The organism is Trinickia caryophylli, assembly GCF_034424545.1.
Lineage (GTDB): Bacteria > Pseudomonadota > Gammaproteobacteria > Burkholderiales > Burkholderiaceae > Trinickia > Trinickia caryophylli.
This window is the reverse complement of the sequence record NZ_CP139970.1, coordinates 3,211,212-3,232,152: the sequence shown is the minus strand read 5'-3', so window position 1 is coordinate 3,232,152 and position 20,941 is coordinate 3,211,212. Positions and strand designations below refer to the sequence as shown.

11 protein-coding genes are annotated in these 20,941 nt (G+C 66.7%); 6 read left to right on the top strand and 5 right to left on the bottom strand.

Annotation, left to right across the window (positions count from 1 at the left end; genetic code table 11):
* Positions 1–50 precede the first annotated feature (50 nt).
* Together U0034_RS14595 and ppa are read right to left on the bottom strand one after the other, a co-directional pair.
* Positions 51–2,765, bottom strand: coding sequence for a TonB-dependent receptor plug domain-containing protein (locus U0034_RS14595; protein WP_085230219.1), 2,715 nt, complete (start codon positions 2,763–2,765; stop codon positions 51–53).
* 933 nt (positions 2,766–3,698) lie between these two features.
* Positions 3,699–4,226, bottom strand: a complete 528-nt coding sequence (ppa, locus tag U0034_RS14590) for an inorganic diphosphatase (protein WP_085230218.1) — start codon at positions 4,224–4,226, stop codon at positions 3,699–3,701.
* A gap of 193 nt (positions 4,227–4,419) precedes the next feature.
* Here ppa and U0034_RS14585 point away from each other — a divergent pair, with 193 nt between their 5' ends.
* The 3 genes from U0034_RS14585 (at position 4,420) to U0034_RS14575 (ending at position 8,307) form a co-directional block, all read left to right on the top strand.
* Complete coding sequence (locus U0034_RS14585) at positions 4,420–5,859, top strand: aldehyde dehydrogenase family protein (protein WP_085230217.1); 1,440 nt, start codon at positions 4,420–4,422, stop codon at positions 5,857–5,859.
* A 192-nt stretch (positions 5,860–6,051) separates the two neighbouring features.
* Positions 6,052–6,810, top strand: coding sequence for an SDR family oxidoreductase (locus tag U0034_RS14580; RefSeq protein WP_085230216.1), 759 nt, complete (start codon positions 6,052–6,054; stop codon positions 6,808–6,810).
* Between the two features lie 171 nt (positions 6,811–6,981).
* Entirely contained in the window at positions 6,982–8,307 is a 1,326-nt protein-coding gene (locus U0034_RS14575) for an MFS transporter (protein WP_085230215.1), read from the top strand.
* A 71-nt stretch (positions 8,308–8,378) separates the two neighbouring features.
* On the opposite strand, the gene U0034_RS14570 is transcribed toward U0034_RS14575, so the two are convergent.
* The 3 genes from U0034_RS14570 to hemC are packed head-to-tail and all read right to left on the bottom strand — an operon-like array spanning position 8,379 to position 12,630.
* Positions 8,379–9,572, bottom strand: a complete 1,194-nt coding sequence (locus tag U0034_RS14570; protein WP_085230214.1) for a heme biosynthesis protein HemY — start codon at positions 9,570–9,572, stop codon at positions 8,379–8,381.
* A 2-nt stretch (positions 9,573–9,574) separates the two neighbouring features.
* Complete coding sequence (hemDX, locus tag U0034_RS14565; protein ID WP_085230274.1) at positions 9,575–11,629, bottom strand: fused uroporphyrinogen-III synthase HemD/membrane protein HemX; 2,055 nt, start codon at positions 11,627–11,629, stop codon at positions 9,575–9,577.
* Between the two features lie 17 nt (positions 11,630–11,646).
* Positions 11,647–12,630 carry a hydroxymethylbilane synthase gene (hemC, locus tag U0034_RS14560; RefSeq protein ID WP_085230213.1) on the bottom strand — a complete coding sequence of 328 codons (984 nt, stop codon included), beginning with the start codon at positions 12,628–12,630 and terminating at the stop codon, positions 11,647–11,649.
* A gap of 231 nt (positions 12,631–12,861) precedes the next feature.
* On the opposite strand from hemC, the gene ppc reads away from it, so the two are divergent.
* The 3 genes from ppc to U0034_RS14545 all read left to right on the top strand — a co-directional run bounded on the left by ppc (position 12,862) and on the right by U0034_RS14545 (position 20,921).
* Positions 12,862–15,780, top strand: coding sequence for a phosphoenolpyruvate carboxylase (ppc, locus tag U0034_RS14555; protein ID WP_085230211.1), 2,919 nt, complete (start codon positions 12,862–12,864; stop codon positions 15,778–15,780).
* Between the two features lie 345 nt (positions 15,781–16,125).
* Positions 16,126–19,866: a PAS domain S-box protein gene (locus U0034_RS14550; protein WP_085230210.1), complete on the top strand. Its 3,741-nt coding sequence runs from the start codon at positions 16,126–16,128 to the stop codon at positions 19,864–19,866.
* A gap of 17 nt (positions 19,867–19,883) precedes the next feature.
* Positions 19,884–20,921, top strand: coding sequence for a response regulator (locus tag U0034_RS14545; protein WP_085230209.1), 1,038 nt, complete (start codon positions 19,884–19,886; stop codon positions 20,919–20,921).
* Positions 20,922–20,941: the final 20 nt, after the last annotated feature.

The window sequence follows — 20,941 nt, the reverse complement described above, 5'->3', positions numbered from 1 at the left end:
GCGCGGGCCGCGCACCGGGACCGGTTGCCGTTTCGCGGCTGCTCCCGCCCTCAGAACCGGTAAGTCGCCCCGATCTGGAAGAAGCGGCCGAGGTCCGTGTAGAGCGACTGGTCGTAGCCGGTGATGTCGGGCACGGCTTGCCACTCGACGTCGAACGGCGGCTTCTTGTCGAAGAGGTTCGTGACGCCGCCGTAGATCGTCCAATGCTTGAAGCCGCGATAGTTGAACATCAGGTTGAACTGGCTGTACGACGCCACCGAGCCCGTGCCGCCGTCGCCGAATTCCGCGGCCACGGCGTTCGTATAGGGCCCCGTGTATTGCCACGTCAGCGTGGTGGTCAGTTGCCGGTAATCCCAGCTCAGGCTCGTATTGCCCTTCCAGCGCGGGTTGCTCGCGCCGAAAGGCTGCAGCAGCGCGAGGTTGTTGCCGGCGAAGTCCTGCGTGGCGGCACCGGGGCTGTGCAGCTTGAAGTGCCAGACATAAGCCCAGTCGCCCGCGAGCGTGAACGTGCCGTACTTGGTGCGCAGCGCCTTGCGGAAGTTGAAATCGAACCCATCGGTGTCGAGCGCACCGAGGTTCACGAACTGCTGCACGAGGTAGCGCACCGAGCCGTCCGGATTGCGCACGACGCGGGAGGGATCGTTGGCGACGAGCACCGCGTTCGGATCGTCGGTGCCGATCACGCCGTCGATGCGGACCTTGTAGAACGCCGCGCCGATATCGGTCGTCGAGTCGGGCGAGAGCTGGAAGCCGATGTTGTAGTTCTTGGTGTGCTCGGGCTGAAGGTTGGGATTGCCCGCGACCCGCTCGGTCGTGAAGTGCTTCGTCGGTACGCCGCTCGGGTCATTCGGATCGACCAGGTTCTGGTGAGCCAGATAGACGGCCTGCGAGTTTTCGACGAGCGTCGGAGCACGGAAACCGCGGCTGTACGATGCATACGCCGTGAGCATCTGCACCGGTTGGAAGCGCAGCGCGAAGCTCGGCGAGAACGCGCCGCCGAAGTCGCTGTAATGATCGTAGCGACCCGCCTGCGTGAACGTCAGGTTGCGCAGAATTGGGATGTCGATCTGGTAGAACGCCGCGGCGACGTTGCGCGAGCCCTCCACCGTCTGTACGTTCGCGGGCGCCGATACGCCCTGCGCCGCGAGCGTTTGCGGGTTGATCGTCGACGATTCGTGCCGGAACTCGGTGCCCACGCCCAAGCCGACCGCGCCCCCCGGCAGCGTGAAGAGATTCGACGTCGAGGCCTTGGCGGTAACGCTGTCGACCTTCGAGATGGCCTGCTGATCGTCGTCGGTGAAGACGCCGTTCAGGCCGTTCGGCGTGGAGGCCGGGTTCGAGAAGTTGTACGTGCCGTTGGCGAGCATGTTCTCGAGGCCCGCCACGTTCAGCCGGTTGTGATACGTCGTATCGACGGTGCTCTGCGAATGGCCGTAATCGGCGGACCAGTCCCACGCGCCGAACTTGCCCGCGTCGAACGAGCCTTTGACGCCCGTGTTCGCCATCCAGAACGTCGATACCGTATCGGCCTCTACGACGTTGCCCGGGAAGGTCAGGTTGATCGCCGTCGGTACGCCGAACGGGTTGTAGGGGTTGCTCGCCGAAACCGTGCGCGGCAACGGCGAAACGGAGCCCGTCGACGGGTTGTAAATGTTCGTCGTGCTCGAAATCGAGGCCGGCCCCTGCAGCTGCACGGTTTCGTCGCGGCTCACCCAGAAGCCCGCATAGGCCTGCGTGTTGTCGTCGATCTTGAAGGTGCCGCGCACCTTCGCGTTCAGGCGCGTGGTGGAGGGGACGAGCGAGGTCGAGGCGGCCGTATTGTAGGTGCAGTTGGTCGCGCTCGTCGTGCTGCCCGGCGGGCACGGTGAAAGCGGCACCTTCGAGCCGTCCGCGAGCGACCAGTACGATTGCTGGTTAGGGCCGAGCGGCGCGGCGAGCCCACCCGGATATTGCGTGAAGTCTTGCGCCGACGTCATGTCGCGATCGCCGAGCGTCGAGCCGGAATCGCGATAGTAGCTGGCGGCCGCCGTGACGTTGAAGCGGTCCGAATTCAGGTCGCCGAAGCCGGCCAGCACGCTGAAGTTGCCCTGGCCGTCGCCCGGGTGCTGCGCCTTGCCGAGTTGACCGTCGATCTGCAGGCCCTGAAAGTTCTTCTTCGTAATGATGTTGACGACGCCCGCGATGGCGTCCGAACCATAGACGGATACCGCGCCGGTCTTGACGATTTCGACGCGCTCGACCATGTTCAGCGGGATCGCGTTCACGTCGAAGAAGGTGTCGGTGAAGTTGACCGACTGCGCATAGTTCGCGACGCGCTGGCCGTCGACGAGCACGAGCGTATATTTCTCGCTGAGCCCGCGCAACGCCATGCCGGCGCCGCCCGGGGCCGAGCTGTTCATCGTCGTCTGGCCCCAGCTGCTCGCGGAATTGGCCGAGGTCGAGCGCAGAAAGTCGGCCACCGTGGTGTACCCGCTTTGCTGGATTTCCTTCGCGGTGATTACCTGCACTTCGGTGTGGCCGACCTTGTCCGATGTGCGGATCAGCGAGCCCGTCACTTCGAACTTGTCGAGCTTTTTTACGGTCTGCCCGCCCGACGCGGTGCCCGGCGCCGGCACGGCTGCGGCGGTGCTGCCGGTTTGCTCGGCGGCGACACCCGTGCCGGCAGGCGGCGTCTGCGCGTAAGCGGAGGTACCCAAAGCCGCCGTCAACGCGACTTCAGCCCATACGATGCTGCGTATTGCCGATCCCAAAGCCGTTGGTTTCATAACACCCCTTTGTCGTCGCAAGGCCTGACCTTTTTGTATGCACGGGGATTCGCCGGCCTTTCGATAGCGCTGCCCCGCGTTCCCGATTTATCACCCGGCGCCCTTAACCATTTCATCCGCCCGTTTATTTCTTTCAATACTCTTTCCGCGATTTTCGATAAGAAAGAAAACGGAGCAGGCATGTAATTAGGAATCCTAATTACATGGACCGGTCTTTCCACGTATCGAACGGGTGAGAACGAGCCGCCCCCTGGTGCATTCGCACCATGACGCATCGTCAATTAGAGCGCGAGCTCTATCTGGGAAAAGCGGTCACCCGTCGCGGGATTGCTTTATGTCGCCGCTTTGAAAGCCCTAATGCACGGAATCTTCATTACCGTCTGCTACCAAAGTTTTACATTGGACGCGAACATAGCAGGACAGAATCGACGCGTCAAAAAATGTTTGATGAGATATAACTCTGTTTAGGTGCAATAGACGCACTCGCTTGGTGCCGGAGGGAATGCCACATCGCTCGCGAGCAGGCCGCCGTTGTCTCGCCGCCCTTATTCGGCGGCTTTTCCCGCCTCTTGGCAAATGCGCCGCAATGGAGCAAAGGCAGGCACTCGTCGGCGCGAAATTTTTTTGTTTAGCTGCGGCCGTGAGCGAACGCGAAGAGCGACGAAAGGGCCGCGACCGCAATGAAAGAAAAATGAAAGGGCTTCGCCGGCGGAATGTCGGTGGCATTCGAGGCAAACGGCCTGCATATTCGCAACATGGGCGATAGCCGCTGCGAGCGCGGCGGTCGCTTCACAACGGGCGCCCTGCCGGTCAAGTGGCGGAAAAAAAGCAGCGGCGCACCGGGCTCGCCGATGCGCCGCTGCCTGCGCGGGTCTGCGCTGCGGGAATGCGGTCTGTCCGACTTGTGGACCGCCCCCCGCGCGCCGGGCACGTTTATTTCTTGTAGCTCGCGACCCCTTCGCTGATTTCCTGGTGCGCAGCGTCCATGCCCGCCCAGCCTTCGACCTTGACCCATTTGCCCTTCTCGAGCGCCTTGTACTGCTCGAAGAAATGCTTGATCTGGTCCTTGAGGTACTCGGGGACGTCGTCGATCGACTTCATGTGCGCCGTCATCGGGCACAGCTTGTCGTGGGGTACGGCCACGAGCTTCGCATCGACGCCCGATTCGTCCGTCATGCGCAACATGCCCAATGCGCGTGAACGTACGACGCATCCGGGGATCAGAGGAAACGGCGTGATCACGAGGACGTCGACGGGGTCGCCGTCGCCCGAAAGCGTCTGAGGGATGTAGCCGTAGTTCACCGGGTAACGCATGCCCGTGCCGATGAAGCGGTCGACGACGAGCAGGCCGAGCTCCTTGTCCGCTTCGTATTTCACCGGATCGCTTTGCGCCGGGATTTCGATGATGACGTTGAAGTCGTGCGGAAGATCCTTGCCCGGGGGGACGTGATTGAAGCTCATGACGTTCTCTTGCGTGGAAGGTGGAAGGAAAAGCGGTGGGCGGCCGAGCGTGCGACAGCCCCGGCATCGCGCTGTGCGCGCCATTATAGCCGAGCAGGGTCTGCGCACCGGCGCGCACCCGCCCGGCGATCGGCGCGATAATCGACGCACATTGCGTCTCGACTGACTGTTCTGCAACGAGGAGGAGCCTCGCATGGAGGAAGCCAAACACTTCGTCGGTGGCGAATGGATCGCACCGTCGAACCGTGAAACGATCGATGTCGTCAATCCGACGAACGGCCAGACGTTCGCGCGCATCGCGCGCGGCACTGCCGCCGACATCGATCGGGCCGTGAGCGCGGCCCGCAGCGCCTTCGAGGGCGAGTGGGGTCTCATGAGCGCGGCCGAAAAAGGACGGGTGCTCTACCGGCTCGCGATGCTCGTCGGCGCGTGCCGCGACGAACTCGCCGAACTGGAAGCGCGCGACACCGGCAAACCTCTCAGGGAAGCCCGCGCCGACGCAGCCGCGCTCGCCCGCTATTTCGAGTTCTATGCGGGCGCCGCGGACAAGCTGCACGGTCAGACGATTCCCTACCAGACCGGCTATACGGTGTTGACGATACGCGAGCCGCATGGGGTCACGGGGCATCTCGTGCCGTGGAATTACCCGATGCAGATATTCGGCCGCAGCGTCGCCGCCGCGCTGGCCGCCGGCAACGCCTGCGTCGTCAAGCCCGCCGAGGATGCCTGCCTGTCGCTGTTGCGGGTGGCAGCGCTCGCGGCCGAAGCCGGCGTGCCGGCCGGCGCGCTCAATATCGTCACCGGCTATGGCAGCGAGGCCGGCAGCGCGCTCGCGCAGCATCCCGGCGTCAATCACATCTCGTTCACCGGCTCGCCTGCCACCGGGGCGCTCGTTGCCCGGATGGCGGCCGAGCACCATACGCCTGTCACGCTCGAGCTCGGCGGCAAGTCGCCGCAGATCGTGTTCGCCGATGCCGACCTCGACGCCGTGCTGCCGACGCTGATGTCCGCGATTCTGCAAAACGCCGGCCAAACCTGCTCGGCCGGCAGCCGCGTGCTGATCGAGCGCGCGATCTACGAACCGCTCATGGAGCGGCTCACCGCGGCCTTCGGCGCATTGCGCGCCGGGCCCGGGCAGACCGAGGCCGACTGCGGTCCGCTCATCAGCGCGAAGCAACGCGAGCGTGTCGCCGCCTTCATTGCCGAAGCGCAGCGCGACGGCATTCGCATCGCCGCGCAGGGCACGATTCTCGCCGATGCCCCGGCCGGAGGCTTCTATCAGGCGCCGACGCTCTTCGCCGAAGTGCCGCGCGATCATCGGCTCGCCCGCGAGGAAGTGTTCGGGCCCGTGCTCGCGGCGCTGCCGTTCGAAGACGAAGCCGATGCCATCGCGCTCGCGAACGGCACGCCCTATGGGCTCGTGGCCGGCGTATGGACCCGTGATGGCGGGCGGCAGATGCGGCTCGCCCGCCGACTGCGCGCGGGGCAGGTGTTCGTCAACAATTACGGCGCCGGCGGCGGGGTCGAGCTGCCTTTCGGCGGCACGGGGCAGTCGGGCTTCGGCCGCGAGAAGGGCTTCGAAGCGCTTTACGGCTTCACGACCTTGAAGACGATCGCCCTGCGTCACGGCTGACCCGAATGCGGGGAGCAGGGCTGCTCCCCGCCGCATCGCCGCGATGCCCCCTCTTGCCTGTCGTCGCCCGACGGCGCACTATCGCTGCCAACGGCACCTGCGCGGCACAACGTGGCACAACGTGGCACAGCGCGGTGCGTTGCCAAGACAACAAACACGAACGAGACGAAAGCGTTGCACGGAGGAGGCATCATGCGATTGAAGGGCAGGACGGCCATCATCACGGGCGCGGGCTCGGGCTTTGGCGAGGGCATCGCCAAGACATTCGCGCGCGAAGGCGCCAACGTGGTCGCCAATGACCTGAACGGCGCCGCGGCGGAGCGCGTCGCGAGCGAAATCGCCCTGGCCGGCGGCCGGGCCATCGCCGTAACCGGCGACGTCTCGCGGCTCGCCGATTGGCAAGCGCTGCGCGCGGCCGCGCTCGAGGATTTCGGCAGCGTGCAGATCGTCGTCAACAACGCTGGCACCACCCATCGCAACAAGCCGGTGCTCGAAGTCACCGAGGCGGAGTTCGACCGCGTCCATGCCGTCAACGTGAAGAGCCTCTACTGGAGCGTGCAGACTTTCGTGCCCTACTTCCGCGAGCAGGGCGGCGGCTCGTTCGTCAACATCGCCTCGACAGCGGGCGTGCGCCCGCGCCCCGGCCTCGTCTGGTACAACGCCAGCAAGGGCGCGGTGATCGTCGCGAGCAAATCGCTCGCGGCCGAACTCGGTCGCGATCGCATTCGCGTGAACTGCGTGAACCCCGTCATCGGCGAGACAGCCCTCCTCTCGCAGTTCATGGGCGTCGAAGACACGCCGGAGAACCGGCAGCGTTTTCTCGCCGGCATCCCGCTCGGCCGCTTCTCGACGCCGCAGGACATCGCCAACGCAGCGCTTTTTCTCGCGTCCGACGAAGCCGAATTCGTGACGGGCGTCTGCCTCGAAGTCGACGGCGGACGCTGCGTCTGATCCTGTGCGCGCAGCCGGCCTCGCGGCTGGCCGGCGCACGCATGCCACGGCCGCACGCCGTGCCCTCGCATCACCCGTGAAAGTGCTGGAAGCGCTCGCGCGCAAAGACCTTTAATAGAACCCGGGTTAGCGCCCCACGGGGGCCGGCTCGGGTCGACCGGAGACAACGACATGGCGAGAACCCCCGCAGATCCGCTTTCGGTGCCCAACACCGGCACCGCCCCATCGCCCGCGTTCGAAGAGGCCACGTACCGCAAGGTTTCGTGGCGCCTTCTGCCGCTTTTGCTGCTCTGTTATCTCGTTGCCTATCTCGACCGCGTCAACGTCGGCTTCGCCAAGCTGCAGATGGCGGCCGATCTCAACCTGAGCGATGCTGTCTACGGCCTCGGCGCGGGTATTTTCTTCTTCGGCTATTTCCTCTTCGAGGTGCCGAGCAACCTGATCCTGCATCGCGTCGGCGCGCGCCTGTGGATCGCGCGGATCATGGTCACGTGGGGCATCATCTCGGCGTTGACGATGTTCGTCACCACGCCGGCGATGTTCTACGCCATGCGCTTTTTGCTCGGCCTTGCCGAGGCAGGCTTTTTTCCCGGCATCATCCTCTATCTGACCTACTGGTACCCGGCGCATCGGCGCGGGCGGATGACCACCTGGTTCATGACTGCCGTCGCGCTTTCGGGCGTGGTCGGCGGGCCGATTTCGGGCTACATCATGAAGGCGTTCGACGGCGCCCACGGCTTGCACGGATGGCAGTGGCTGTTCCTTCTCGAAGGTCTGCCTTCGGTACTCGCAGGGGTGCTCGTCTTCTTCGCGCTCGACGACCGCATCGCCACGGCCCGCTGGCTCGGCGACGACGAAAAACAGCTGCTCGCCCGCAACATCGGCGCCGACGAAGCGGACAAGCACGACATGCCGCTTGCGGCCGTGCTCGCAAGCCCGCGCGTATGGCTCATGAGCCTCATCTACTTTTCGTTCGTAACCGGGCTTTACGGCGTGAGTTTCTGGCTGCCGACGATCATCAAGGCCACCGGCGTGGCCGACGCGTTCATCATCGGTCTGCTCTCCGCAATCCCCTTCGCGGCCGCGGTCGTCACCATGCTGATCGTCGCGCGAAGCGCCGACAAGCGCCGCGAGCGGCGCTGGCACGTCGCCCTGCCGGCCTTGGCCGGGGCCGTCGGGCTCATCCTCTCGGTGGGTTGGGCACACGACACGGGCCTCGCCATGGCGGCCCTCACGCTCGCCACGGCCGGCATCATCACCTCGCTACCGCTCTTCTGGAGCCTGCCGACATCCTTTCTCGCGGGCGCCGGCGCGGCGGCCGGCATCGCGATGGTCAATTCGATCGGGAACCTGGCCGGCTTCCTGGGCCCTTACGCGGTGGGCTGGCTCAAGCAGGCCACCGGCAGCAGCAATGCCGGCATGTACCTGCTCGCCGCCTTCATGGTGCTCGGCGCCGCCCTCGCCCTCAGCGTGCCGGCACGGCTCGTCAACAAGTAGAACGAGACAAGGAGACTCGCAGGCTCGCGATCGGCCGCGAAGCAGCGGCGCAGGCACCGCGTCGCCGGGCTTCAAACGACGGTCATGGCGAGCGCGCTCGCGCGGTAATGCTCGTTGGCCCGCGTCATGTCGCCGAGCTCCTCGAAAAGGCGCGCGAGCGAGCGGTGGCTGCGCACCCTGAGCGCCTCGTTGTCGCCGGCCAGCTCGAGCGCCGACTCGAGGAACGACTGCGCCTTGCCCCAAAGCCGCTGCTTCAGGCAAAGGCGGCCCAGCGCGAACATCAGATCGGCGTCTTCCGTGCGACTCTTGCGCCATGCCTCCGCCTTCTGAATCAGCGGCAGCGCATCTTCGCCGGCCGTGTCCGGATAGCGCCGTAGCAGGCGCGCATCCCAGTTGTGCTGCAGCGCCTCTTCCACGATCCGGCGCGCCTCGTCATGGCGATTCAGCGCGACGAGGAGATCGGCCGCGAGATCGGCGAGGCGCGGCGATTGCCGCTCGGCGGCCGCAAGCGACTGCCAGAGCGCGAGCAGTGCGTCGCCGTCGTGCCGGCGCTCGCGCAGCAGGTTTTCGGCCGCCTGCTGGCGCAGCCGCACGGCCACCGCGGGATGAATGGCTTCGCGCTTCTCCAGCGTCTTGACGAGCTTGAGCACTTCGGCCCAGTTCTTCAGTTGCTGCTGTGCGCGCAGCGCGATCTGTTGCGCATGAATGCGCCGGGCACCCTGCGATTGCATCTCGGTCAGCGCGGCGAGCGCGCCGTCGGGGTCGCGCCCGTCGGCGCGCATGTCGGCACTCGCCATCAGGCGCGCATCCTGCCAGTCAGGCGCGTCGATCGCGGCGAGCCATTCGTCGCGACGCATGTACTCGCGCATGCGATGGGCCGCCGAAGCCGCTACGAGCCCTGCCGCCCCCTTGTTCGCTTCAATGGCAAGCGCTTCGCGCGCCGCTTTCTCCGCGCGCGAAAAGCGTCCCGCGTACAGGTTGCCGAGCGCCTCGCGCAGCGCCGCGTGCGCCTTCGCCTCGCGCGAGCGGGCGCGATAGGCGGCCACGCGCCGCGGCATCTGCCAAACGTTGCGCGCCACGCGGGCGAGCGCATAGAGCGCCACGAACAGCGCAACGATCGCGACGACGAACAGGTTCAGCGAAATGTCGATGCGATAGGGCGGATAGACGAGCAGCACCTGCCCGGCATCGAAGCGTCCCACCGTCGCGAGCACCGCCGCCAGCGCGAACAGCAGCGCAAGCCACAAAAGTCCCCTCAGTGCCATCGTCAGCCCCCGCTCTTCTTCGTGTGCAGGGCCTGCAGGCTCGCATTGATGTCGGGCACCTCGATCGAGACCGAAGCGCCGTCCACGTCCTTCACGAGCTGCCGCACCGTCTGCGTACGCTTGTCGGCACCGTCGAAATAGCGGGCGAGCGCCGCATCGGCCGCATGCAGGTCGGACTTCAACGTCGTCTGATTGCGCGCGAGCAGCGCAAGCCGTGCCGACAGCAGCCGCAGCTTGACGTTTTCACGGATGTATTGGCCTTGCTCGGGCGTATTGAGCATCGCATCGGCGTTGTCGATCCTGCGCACCTGCACGAGCGTCTTGAGTTCCGCGCCGATCGCCGCCGATGCCTCGCGCCACCAGACCTTCCAGCGCGGCTCTCCGGCCGCGGCGGCGCTCGCCCCCGCGGCCGCCGGGGCGCCGTGCGCCGGGGCGGGACGCGTCACCGGCGCCTCGCCGAGCAGCGGCAGTGCGTCGACCTGTGCGATCGCATCGTCGAGCTTGATCGCGAGCCCCGTCAAATCGGGCGAGGGCGCCGTCTTGAGCTTGTCGATGTCGGCCGCGATGGCGCGCCGCACGACGAGCGCCTGCGGGCTCGCGAGTGCCGCGAGACGCGTATCGGCGCTTTGCAGCGCGAAGAGCGCGAGCTGCGTGTTGCCCGTCAGTTGCAACTGCTCGCTGGCGCTGGAAAGCATCTGCTCCACCTCGGCGAAGGTCCAGTCGTCGCGGTTGCGCGCGAGGTCGTCGTATTGCTTTTGCAGCGCCTGCTGGGCCGTTTGAGCGTCCGCGAGCCTGCCCTGAATCTGCGCGAACTGCGAGTCGACCTGATGAACCGTCGAAACGGCATCGCCGATCTTCACGCGCAGCTCGGCCGCCTGCGCCTCGAGCGCTTGCTGGCGTGCCGCCAGCCGGCCGTCGAGACGATCGAGCTTGCGGTTGAGCGCGTAGGCGCCGATGCCGGTGGCACAGGCTACCGCAATCAGCACGAGCCACAGCAGCAGGCCGCCGCCGCGACGCGCCCGCCGCTGCTCGTTGAAGACCGGCTGAGGCGGCTGCGGCGGGATGGGCGGGATCGCCGCGGACGGATGAACGTTGCCCGAAGAATCTGGAGTCGAATCAGTCATGCGCGAGGAAGCCGTAGAGGCAAGAACCGGTTGATCGGGAGCTGCGCGAGACGACGCGGCGAAGGCGCGCAAGGCCGCCGCGATGCGTCCATCGCCGGGGCCGGATGCCGTAATCCTATCAAAACCGAGTCGCCGCGCCGTCTCGGCGATCCGGGGGTGCGGCACGACGACCGGTACGTGGGCGAGCGCGGCGCGTTCGTCGCTCGTGAGCCCGGCCTCGGCCAACGTCTGAAGATTGCGTACGCCCTCCGAGCTCGTCAGCAGCCACGCATGCGGCGCACCCGCGATGAGCGCGCGCACGCGGGCCCACGCCGCGGGCCCCGGCGCCGGCACCCGGCGCCGATAGGCGGCCACGGTCTCGACCTGCGCACCGGCTTCGCGCAGACGCTCGGGAAGCCATTCTCGTCCGCCGTCGCCGCGCACGATCAGCACGCGCCGGCCATCGAGGCCCTCGGTACCGAACTTCGCTTCGATCGCGGCCCAAAGCGCTTCCGAATCGAAACGCGGCTGCCCGTCCGCTTCCGCTTCGCCTGCCTCGCCGTTCGCGCCGGCCGGACAGACGACGTCATGCCCCGGTGCCGCGATCCCGTGCCGCGCGAGCGCGCTCACGCTGCCCGGCCCCACCACGCCGACGGCCACAGCCGGCGGCCACACCCCGACGGCGCGCGCAAGCGCATGGTCGACGGCGTTCGGCGAGACGAAGACAACGAGCGCATAGGCGTCGAGCGCCGCAAACGCGCGCAAAAGCGGCCCGTCTTCCTCGACGGGCGCGATTTCGATGAGCGGAAATTCGAATGCCGCGATGCCGTCATGCTCGAGGCTCGCGGCGAGCGCATCGGACTGGCCGGCCGGCCGCGTCAGCACGGCGGTGAAACGCTGCGCCGGTGCCCGCCCGCGCCCCGAATCGTCCGAGACCTGCGCGGGGCTCGCCATGCGTGCTGCGCCCTCCGTCACGCGGCCGACTCGCCGCTGCGCTGAGCGGCGAGTGTCGCGACGATTTCGCGCGCGCCCTGCGTATCGAGCGCTCGCGCCACCTCGTTGCCGAGGGCGAGCGCATCGGCTGCGCTCGCCACGGCGGCACTCGCCTCGGCCGACGCCACGCGCGCGCCGTCCGGCGTCGAAACGCGGCCCGACAGATGCAAAACGCCCTCGCGCCAATGCGCATGCGCGGCAAGCGGCACGTCGCAACTGCCGCCCAGCGCGCGCGAGACGGTACGCTCGGCTTCGACGGCAAGCGCGGTCGGCCGGTGATCGAGCGGGGCAAGCCACGCGGCAAGCTCCGGACGCGGCACGCGAATCTCGATGCCGAGCGCACCCTGGCCCGCGGCGGGCAGACTGTCTTCGGGCTCGATCAGCCCGCGGATGCGCGCGGCCAGCCCGAGGCGCTTCAAGCCGGCCGCCGCCAGAATGATGGCTGCGTAGTCACCGCGATCGAGCTTGCCGAGACGCGTATCGAGGTTGCCGCGCAGCGGTTCTACGATGAGCTGCGGATAGCGCGCGCGCACCATGGCCTCGCGGCGCAGGCTCGACGTGCCGACGACGCTGCCGGCCGGCAGCGCATCGAGGCTCGCATGGTCGTTCGAGACGAACGCGTCGCGCGGATCCTCTCGCTCCATCACCGCGGCGAGCGCGAAGCCGTCGGGCAGTTCCATCGGAACGTCCTTCAGCGAGTGCACCGCGAGATCCGCTCGACCGTCGGCCAACGCGCTCTCGAGTTCCTTGACGAAGAGCCCCTTGCCGCCCACCTTCGCGAGCGCGCGATCGAGGATCTGATCGCCACGCGTTGTCATGCCGAGAATTTGCACGTCGCAAGCCGGATATAATTTGCGCAGCGCATCGCGCACATGCTCGGCCTGCCACATCGCAAGACGGCTCTCTCGCGAGGCAATGACGAGCTTCTCGGGCGGTGCGGCTGAAAATGTCTCGGAATTCATTGATCGGTACTTCGAATGACGGGATAGAACATCGAAGAATGGTAGCACGCAAGCTTTGCCCCATTTTTCACGGCGGCCGGAACGAAACCGCGCTCCACGGCGCGGCAGCCGGCATCGGGATGCGTCTCGCGCCATAAGCGCGCGCCTTCCGGGCTCGTGCGCCGGTTTGTCGGTTTTGCAGTCCGCAGTCCATCCATTTCATCGACTCTGGCTTCACTGAGGAAACCCACCGTGACGTCTCCCGGATCGGCGCGCGCCGCACGCCGCAACGATGCATTGCCCGTTTCAGCCCCCTCGGCCCCGGCCGGCCCGGCGGCCCCCACGAAATCCGTCGGCCGCGGCCGCGAGGACAAGGATCAGCCGCTTTTCGAGGACATCCGCTACCTGGGCCGCCTGCTCGGCGATGTCGTGCGCGAGCAGGAAGGCGATGCCGTTTTCGAACTCGTCGAAACGATTCGCCAGCGGGCCGTCAAATTTCGCCGCGAGGACGACAACAGCGCCGCGCTCGCGCTCGAAAAGCAGTTGCGCGCGCTCACGCCCGAGCAGACGGTAAGCGTCGTGCGGGCCTTCAGCTACTTTTCGCATCTGGCCAACATCGCCGAAGACCGTCACCACAACCGTCGCCGGCGCGTGCACGCACTCGGCGGCTCGGCGCCGCAGCCCGGCACGATCGCCTATGCGCTCGAGCGCTTCGCGCTGGCCGGCACGATCGACGGTGAAACGCTCAAGCGCTTTTTCGATGACGCATTGATCGTACCCGTGCTGACCGCGCACCCAACGGAAGTGCAGCGCAAGAGCATTCTCGACGCCCAGCACCATATCGCGCATCTGCTGGCCGAGCGCGATGCCCCGCTCACGGCGCGCGAGCGTGCGCAAAACGGTGCGCTTTTGCGTGCCCGCGTGACCGCGCTCTGGCAGACCCGCATGCTGCGCGATTCGCGGCTCACCGTCGCCGACGAAATCGAGAACGCGCTCTCGTATTACCGCGCGACATTCCTGCGAGAAATTCCCGCGCTTTACGCCGATATCGAAGAGGCACTCGCCGAGCAGCACAAGCTCAGCGAGCGCCTGCCCGCGTTCTTCCAGATGGGCAGTTGGATCGGCGGCGATCGCGACGGCAACCCGAACGTCACCTCCGAGACCCTCGAGCACGCAATCTCGCGCCAGGCCGCCGTGATCTTCGAGCACTATCTCGAGGAAGTGCATGCGCTCGGCGCCGAGCTTTCCGTCTCGAACATGTTGGCCGGCTGCAGCGACGCCCTCAAGGCACTCGCGCAGGCGTCTCCCGATCAATCGCCGCATCGCGTCGACGAGCCCTACCGCCGGGCGCTGATCGGCGTCTACACGCGGCTCGCGGCAAGCGTGCGCGTGCGGCTCGGCGAAGGCACGGTGCCGCTGCGCAGCGCGGGCCATGGCGCGCCCCCCGTGCGTGCCACGCCCTATGCGGACGCGAGCGAGTTCGTGCGCGATCTCAACGTGCTGGTCGATTCGCTCCATGAGCATCACGGCGGCACGCTCGTCGCGCCGCGGCTGGCTCCGCTCGTGCGCTCGGCCGAAGTGTTCGGCTTTCACCTCGCGAGCATCGATCTGCGCCAGAGTTCCGACGTGCACGAGGCCGTCGTCGCGGAACTGTTCAAGCGCGCGGGTGTGCACGAAGACTACGCATCGCTTTCCGAGGCCGACAAGCTGAGGCTGCTGCTCTCCGAGCTCGAGCAGCCGCGCCTCCTGCGCTCGCCGTACCTGGAGTACTCGCCGCTCGTGAACAACGAGCTCGGCGTGCTCGAAACCGCGCGCGCGATGCGCGAGCGCTTCGGCGCGCGCGCCGTGCGCAACTACATCATTTCCCATACGGAAACGGTCAGCGACCTCGTCGAAGTCCTCCTGCTGCAAAAAGAGACGGGGCTGCTCGAGGGCACGCTCGCCGACCGGCATGCAAGCGCGCGCAACGGGCTCATGGTGATCCCGCTCTTCGAAACGATCCCCGATTTGCGCAATGCGCCCGTCATCATGCGCGAATACTTCGCACTGCCCGGGCTCGAAGCACTGGTCGCGCATCAGGGCAGCGAGCAGGAAGTCATGCTCGGCTATTCGGACAGCAACAAGGACGGCGGTTTCCTGACGTCGAACTGGGAACTGTATCGCGCCGAACTCGCGCTCGTGACGCTTTTCAAGGAGCGCGGCATCCGCCTGCGCCTCTTCCATGGGCGCGGCGGCACGGTGGGGCGCGGCGGCGGCCCCACTTACCAGGCGATTCTCTCGCAGCCCCCGGGCACGGTCGAGGGCCAGATCCGGCTGACCGAACAGGGCGAGGTCATCGGCAGCAAGTTCAGCAACCCGGAGATCGGCCGTCGCAATCTCGAAACGGCCGTCGCGGCCACGCTCGAGGCGTCGCTGCTGCCGCACGGCAACGCACCGGCCAATCTCGGCGCGTTCGAGGAAACGATGCAGGCGCTCTCGGACGCCGCCATGACCGCCTATCGGGCGCTCGTCTACGAAACGCCGGGCTTCACCGACTACTTTTTCCAGTCGACGCCGATCGCCGAGATCGCCGAGCTCAATATCGGCAGCCGCCCCGCGTCGCGCAAGCTGCAAGACCCGAAGAACCGCCGCATCGAAGATCTGCGCGCGATTCCCTGGGGCTTCTCGTGGGGCCAGTGCCGGCTGCTGCTGACCGGCTGGTACGGATTCGGCAGCGCCGTCGAAGCGTATCTGCGTGGCGCCTCGAGCGAAACCGAGCGCTCGCGCCGCCTCTCGACCCTCAGAAAGATGAACAAGACCTGGCCCTTTTTCACGACGCTGCTGTCGAACATGGACATGGTGCTGGCCAAGACGGACCTGGCCGTCGCGTCGCGCTATGCGCAGCTCGTCGAGGACAAGAAACTGCGCAAGCAGGTGTTCGAGCGAATCGTCGCCGAATGGGAGCGCACCGCGCACGCCCTGGCCGAAATCACGGGCAAACGGGAGCGTCTCGCCGACAATCCGCTGCTCGCGCGCTCGATCAAGAACCGCTTCCCGTACCTCGATCCGCTCAATCACCTGCAGGTCGAGCTGCTCAAGCGCCACCGCGCAGGGGACAGCAACGCACGGCTGCGGCGCGGCATTCATCTCACGATCAACGGCATCGCCGCCGGCCTGCGCAACACAGGCTGAGTACGTCGCCCAAGTTGATCCGCTCCTCTTTGTCCAGGGCCTAAGGGAAAACCTCAAGGGCTGCGCGTACCTCGGTATGCGCAGCCCTTTTCGCTCGCGGCACCGGCCGGCGGCGTGCCGCTCGCGCCCCGATTTAGGGGTCTTCCAGCATTAAAGTTCAGTGCCTCGCGGTCGTTAAAAGTCTCGAAGCCACTCGTTTTCGAGTGGCCGATCGCACCACGCGATCGAACAGCAATCCGATTGATTTCGCGCGCGTCTTCGCGCGGCTCGCGGCGTCGTTGCGCCGCATAGCAGGCGCAGGGAAGGACGTCGATAGCCGTATCGGTCGACATCATTTGCCAACTTATGAGCCACGCTTCGCGACTACGACTCCTCGGCACGCAGACCCACCGGAAGCTGCGCGTCTCATACGCCACGGGGCTCGGCCTCGTCGTGGCGCTGTGGATCGCCCTGGGCGCGTTTTCCACGTGGGATCTCAAAAGCGAGCGGGAAAGCGAGCGCCAGCAGGCGGCCACGCTGGCCAACGCGCTCGCCGCGCACACCACGCGGCTGCTGCGCGAGGCCAATCAGGTTGCCGACGTCGTGACCTGGCTCGTCAAGCGCGAAGGCGTGGAGGTGGGGCTCGACAACTACGTGCATTCGGGGCTCGTCGATCTGGACGTCTTCACGCAAGTCGCCGTCATCGACAAGCATGGCATGCTGCGGGCGTCCACGTTCCCCGGTTTCGAGCCGATCGACCATGCGGACCGCGACTACTATCGCACGCACATCTACGATCGCAGCACGCGGCTCTTCATCAGCAAACCCGTCATCGATCGCGTGAGCGGCGAGATGTCGATTCAACTCTCGCGGCGCATCAACGACTCGCAAGGGCGCTTCATCGGCGTGGTCGTGGTATCGGTGCCGCCCGCGCTCCTCACCGAGATGCTCGAATCGCAGCATCTCGGCCGCGAGGGCCTGATCGGCATCATCGGCACCGAGGATTACATCATTCGCGCACGCCGCGCGGGCGAGCATCACGATACGAACTGGCCCATCCCCGCCAGGTCGCCGCTGCGCATCGCGCTTGGCCACGCGCCGCAGGGCGAGCTCGAAGCGGTAAGCCCGTTCGATCACATCCGCCGCACGATCAGCTACCGCACGCTCGCCACCTATCCGTTGGCGGTGATGGTCGGATTCTCGAACGAGGAATATCTCGCTGCATACCGTCAGCGCATGCTGGTGCTCGTCGTCGCCGGCATCGTGCTGACACTGCTGATTCTTTCCGCTGCGTTCTACCAGGGCCGGCTCATGCGCCGCCTCGAGGCCGCCTCGCTGAGCGAGCGCGAGGCCCACGAGCGCAAGACGAAGGAAGCCGAGCGGGCCGAAGCGCTCTTCAAGGCGATCCCCGATGCCGCGGTCGGCTTTTCCGCCGAAGGCCGCATCGACGGCTACAACCCGCACCTGCTTTCCCTGCTCGGCTGGGCCGAGGATCAGGTTTCGACCGCCACCCCGGCCGATATCGCCGAAGCCCTCTTTCGCGATGACGTGAGCGCCGGCAGCCTCGACGAGATCGCACGCTTCACCGCGCTGCTTTCGGGCAGCGCGCTGCACGAGAGCACGCAAAGCGCGATGTTCCGTCTCGATCGCACTCAGCCGGCGGTCTATGAAGTGCGCCTCGAGCGGCGTGGCAAGAACTCGGCCGGCGTGATGGCGCTCATTCGCGACGTGACGCGCGAGCAGGCGAACGAGGAAGCGCTCGTGCGCAGCGAAGCGCGCTATCGCCAGTTGATCGAGCTGTCGCCGTTCGCGGTCTTCCTGATCCAGGACCTCACGATCGCGTTCGCCAATGCAAAGGCGCTCGCCATGCTCGGTGCCTACTCGAGCGCCCAGATTCGCGGCCTGCCGCTCGTCGAATTCCTTCATGCCGACAGCCGCGCGACGATGGAAACGCGCATGGCGCGCCTCGTACATTCGCAAACGGCCACCTCGGCGCGCGAGGCACATTGGCTGCGCCTGGACGGCAGCGCCTTCCTCGGCGAGATGACGGCCGTGCCGTACGAAACGGACGGCGTGCCCGGCGCGCTCGTGATCCTGCAGGACGTGACGAGCCGCAAAGAGGCCGAGACGCAGCGCGACCGGCTTTTCGACCTTTCGCTCGATCTGATCTGTCTTGCCGACCCGACCGGCAATTTCAAACGCGTCAACCCCGCGTTCTCGCACGTGCTCGGCTGGTCGGACGAGGAGCTCATGTCGCGCCCGTTCATCGATTTTGTCCACCCTGGGGACCGCGCGGCAACCGTCGCCGAAATCGCGCGCCACGGCACCGGCGAGCCGATCGAGCATTTCGAGAACCGCTACATATGCAAGGACGGCTCGGTGCGCTGGCTCGCGTGGAAAGCCATTCAGCTCGACGGCCTCATCTACGCGACGGCGCGCGACGTGACCGAGAGCCGGCACGCCACGCGCCAGCTCGAGCAGGCACGCGCGGACGCCGAAGCCGCCTCGCGTGCGAAGAGCGCCTTCCTCGCGGCCATGAGTCATGAGATCCGCACACCGATGAACGGCGTGATCGGCATGATCGAAGTGCTGAGCCAGACCGGCCTCACGGCCGATCAGAGCGACATGGTCACCACCGTGCGCGAGTCGGCGCATGCGCTGCTCACGCTCATCGACGATATCCTCGACTTTTCCAAGATCGAAGCGGGACGCCTGCATATCGAGCGCGTACCCGTCTCGATCGGGCATCTCACCACGGGGCTGTGCCAGTCGCTCAAGCCGGTGGCCGAACGCGCGGGCGTCACGCTCGAAAAGTCGATCGCGGCCGATCTGCCGCAAGCCGTGCTCTCGGACGACACGCGGCTGCGGCAGGTGCTCTATAACCTCGTCGGCAACGCGATCAAGTTTTCGGGCGGCCGCGCCGACAAGCCCGGATGCGTGCGGGTGCGCGTTACGGTAGCGCCGCTCGCCGCGGGCCGGGTCGAAGTCTCGATCGACATCGAGGACAACGGTATCGGCATGTCGGCGGAGACGCTGCCGAAATTGTTCAAGCCGTTCACGCAGGCGGAGGCGTCGACGACGCGGCGCTTCGGGGGCACCGGCCTGGGCCTTGCCATCTGCCGGCGCCTCGTCGATCTGATGGGCGGCACGATCTCGGTCCGCAGCACGGTAGGCACAGGCTCCACGTTCACGGTGCGGCTGCCGCTCGACGTCGACCCCAATGCCGTGGCCGTCAGCCGTTCGGCCGCCCAGAGCGGCGGCGACGCCCGCGAGCAGGCGCGCATCGCACCCGTCGGGCCGGCGCTGTCGGTAGCCCAGGCTCGCGAGCAGGGACGCCTCATTCTCGTGGCCGAGGACGATGCGATCAATCAGAAGGTCATCCTGCGCCAGCTCGCTTTGCTCGGACACGTGGCCGAGATCGCGAGCGACGGATGCGAAGCGCTCGCGCTGTGGCGCGCCCACCGCTATGCGCTACTGCTGACGGACCTGCACATGCCCGAGATGGACGGCTACGAGCTCGTCGAAACGATACGGCGCGAAGAGGCGCCCGGCACGCGGCTGCCGATCGTCGCGCTGACGGCCAACGCCGTGCAGGGCGAGGCCACGCGCGCCAAGGCGGTGGGCATGGACGGCTACCTCACCAAGCCGCTGCAGCTCAACCGGCTGCAGGCCGTGCTCGAAACGCACTTCCGCGCGCCCGAGGCAAGCCGTGCGGCGGTCGAAGCGCAGCCGGAGCCGGCCACGCGCGATGCGGCCCCCACGACGGCCGTCGACCTCGACGTGCTCAAGGGAATCGTCGGCGACGATCCCGAGGTGGTGCGCGAGTTGCTCGCCGACTATCAGCAGTCGGTGGGGCGGCTCGCGGCCGAGCTGCGTGTGCACTGCGACGCGGGGCGCGGCCGCGAGGCGGGTGCGATCGCCCACAAGCTCAAATCGTCCTCGCGCTCCGTCGGCGCGATGGCGCTCGGCGACCTGTGCGCCGAGCTCGAAAATGCGGGCAAGGCCGGCGATCTCGCGTTGCTCGCCAACTGGGCAAAGCAGTTCGATACGGCGCTCGCCGCGGTCGAAGACTCGCTCGAGCAGTTGCTCGCGATTGAAACCAAATGACAAACTGGGGCCGAACGATGTTCAACGAATCCGACCTGTCCGCCGAACGCGCCTCGATTCTCGTGGCCACCGAAGCCGTCGCCGACGCAGAACTCGTCGAAAAACTGCTTCGCGACGAATTCGGCAACGTGCACCTGTCGATCAAGCCCGAAGCGGCCGTCGAAGACTTCGAAACGCACCGCCCTTCTGTGCTCGTGCTCGCGTTCGACACGCTCGAGGCGGCGCAGCGCTACTACCTCGGGCTCTACCGGCTCGGTACGATCGTGCACACGGTGCCGCACCGCACGATCGTGCTGTGCAACTCGCGCGATCTCTGGAACGTGTATGAGCTGTGCCGCAAGGAGCACTTCGATGACTACGTGCTTTTCTGGCCCGTGACGCACGACGCCGCGCGTATCCGCATGGCCGTGCACCAGTCGCTGCGGCTCATGCGCGCGCAGTCACGCGCGGGCGAATCATGGCTGCGCGCCGCGCCGCAACAGCCGGCGTCCCCCGCCGCCCCACGGCCTGTTGCCGGGCCCGCCGCCACCGCGGTTCCGACGGGCGCCGCCCCTGCCGTGCATCCGGCACCGGGCGTGTCGGGCCCGTCGGCACCCGAGATGTCGCCGCCAGTCGCCCAGCCGGCCACGCGGGCGGCGTCTCTCGACCCCCACGCCGCCCCTGCGCCGGCTCGCGACGATCGGCCCGTCGTCCTGATGGTCGAAGACGACGACTTCCAGCAAAAGCTGATCGCGCGGCTGCTCGCGGGGCAGGAGATCCGCCTCGTTTTTGCCGCCAGCGGCGCCGAGGCCCAGGCGCAGATGTGGGAACACAAGCCCGAGCTCGTGCTGATGGACGTGGGACTGCCCGACACGAACGGCGTGGAGGCAACGCGCTGGATCAAGTCGATCGCGCAGTTCGCGCACGTGCCGATCGTCATGGTGACGGGCCACAGCGAGCGGAACATCGTCGTCGAGAGCCTGAAGGCCGGCGCCGTCGACTTTCTCGTCAAGCCGTTCGACCGCAACACGCTTCTCGAGAAGCTGCGCTTGTTCCTTCCCGTCAGGGCCGCGTAAAGCCGATCACACAATCGCAC

Excerpts from the sequence above, each read along its gene's own strand:
- U0034_RS14550 (WP_085230210.1), top strand. The coding sequence starts at position 16,126 with ATGAGCCACGCTTCGCGACTACGACTCCTCGGCACGCAGACCCACCGG.
- U0034_RS14580 (WP_085230216.1), top strand. The coding sequence starts at position 6,052 with ATGCGATTGAAGGGCAGGACGGCCATCATCACGGGCGCGGGCTCGGGC.
- U0034_RS14595 (WP_085230219.1), bottom strand. The coding sequence starts at position 2,765 with ATGAAACCAACGGCTTTGGGATCGGCAATACGCAGCATCGTATGGGCT.
- hemC (WP_085230213.1), bottom strand. The coding sequence starts at position 12,630 with ATGAATTCCGAGACATTTTCAGCCGCACCGCCCGAGAAGCTCGTCATT.
- U0034_RS14545 (WP_085230209.1), top strand. The coding sequence starts at position 19,884 with ATGTTCAACGAATCCGACCTGTCCGCCGAACGCGCCTCGATTCTCGTG.
- U0034_RS14585 (WP_085230217.1), top strand. The coding sequence starts at position 4,420 with ATGGAGGAAGCCAAACACTTCGTCGGTGGCGAATGGATCGCACCGTCG.
- U0034_RS14575 (WP_085230215.1), top strand. The coding sequence starts at position 6,982 with ATGGCGAGAACCCCCGCAGATCCGCTTTCGGTGCCCAACACCGGCACC.
- U0034_RS14570 (WP_085230214.1), bottom strand. The coding sequence starts at position 9,572 with ATGGCACTGAGGGGACTTTTGTGGCTTGCGCTGCTGTTCGCGCTGGCG.
- hemDX (WP_085230274.1), bottom strand. The coding sequence starts at position 11,629 with ATGGCGAGCCCCGCGCAGGTCTCGGACGATTCGGGGCGCGGGCGGGCA.
- ppa (WP_085230218.1), bottom strand. The coding sequence starts at position 4,226 with ATGAGCTTCAATCACGTCCCCCCGGGCAAGGATCTTCCGCACGACTTC.